This window comes from Capnocytophaga sp. oral taxon 332 str. F0381, assembly GCF_000318275.2.
Lineage (GTDB): Bacteria > Bacteroidota > Bacteroidia > Flavobacteriales > Flavobacteriaceae > Capnocytophaga > Capnocytophaga bilenii.
The window spans coordinates 1-1,205 of the sequence record NZ_KB291259.1 but is presented as its reverse complement, the minus strand read 5'-3'; the positions used below and the strand labels follow the sequence as shown (position 1 = coordinate 1,205).

Annotated in this window: 2 protein-coding genes; both read left to right on the top strand. The window is 31.1% G+C overall.

Annotation, left to right across the window (positions count from 1 at the left end; genetic code table 11):
• Window positions 1–409: hypothetical protein (locus HMPREF9075_RS01180; protein ID WP_232305031.1), on the top strand; the 409-nt coding region annotated here is incomplete at its 5' end.
• A 270-nt stretch (window positions 410–679) separates the two neighbouring features.
• Window positions 680–1,021 (top strand): hypothetical protein, encoded by a 342-nt coding sequence (locus HMPREF9075_RS01175; RefSeq protein WP_009414765.1) that lies wholly within the window; start codon window positions 680–682, stop codon window positions 1,019–1,021.
• Window positions 1,022–1,205: the final 184 nt, after the last annotated feature.

Below are 1,205 nucleotides of genomic sequence, written 5' to 3'. Positions count from 1 at the left end.
ATTGGGTACAAGCTGCAAGCTTGCGCCAGCGGGGCGAGAACAAATAATTAGAAAAAAAATGAATATAGAGCAAAAATACACAGATCTTATAAAGCATTGTGAGCAATTAGATTATTCTAACATAGAAAGTATATTTGAATACGCTAACAATGAACTTTCCAAACATTCTTGGGAGTTAGCATTAGTTATAATGGTAAATATTTGTATGAAACATCCTGACCTTCCTGCAGATGAATTGTCAGATCATATTTTTTTAGTAATGGAATATGAAGGTACTGAGACAACTTATGAGTATATGAGACAAAAGTATCACAAAACTGAAGATATAGCTGTAAAGGAAATTTTAAGCTTGTTGATGGAGGTGCTAGAATCTAAATATACTAAAATGAGAATATCTTTAAAGAGATAGGAAATGTATTACCCTGCTGGTGCGAGCTTGTAGCTCGTACCGGTAATGTTCCAGATGTGTTGTTAAAATTCCAACAGCTTACTAATCAATAAAATACAAGAGAACTGCTCTACTATTTCTTTTACCTACCATAGAGAAAAGAGTTTTTTAAGCCTATAAAGCACTCTAAATAGTGCGAGGGGAATTATGAATTTTGAATTGTGAATTTTTGAATTGGGCACAAGCTGCAAGCTTGCGCTAGCGGGGGGGGGTAAAACTAAATAAGCTATTATGGACTTACACATAAATGACTTTAAACCTTTAATAGAAGAATTAGTTAGCAATATATCAAGTAACAATTATAATGCTATTTTAGAAAAAGATCAATATGGTAGAACTAACATAGAAGATATTAAAAGAATTGTTTCAGAATACAATCATACTATTACTGTTTTACCAAATAATGCTTTTAAAGAGGCTAGTGTTTATTATATAGAAAAAGTAAAACGATTAGATATTTATATCCCTTTATGGACTATTGAAGAAGGTAGAAGTGATTTAGTTCTATTTTTAAGTGGATATATCATCAATTGTGTTCCTAAAATAGAAATTAATGATTTGTTAGTTTATTAATTAGGTAATGTTTCAAATGTGTTGTTAAAATCTCAACAGCTTACTAATCAATACAATACAAAAGAATTACCCTACCATATTCCTTTACCCATCATAGAGAAAAGAGTTTTTCAAGCCTATAATGGCTTTAGATAGTGCGAGGGGAATTATGAATTGTGAATTTTGAATTGGGCACGAGCTGCAA

Coding starts and splice junctions, on each gene's coding strand:
- HMPREF9075_RS01175 (WP_009414765.1), top strand. CDS start 680: ATGGACTTACACATAAATGACTTTAAACCTTTAATAGAAGAATTAGTT.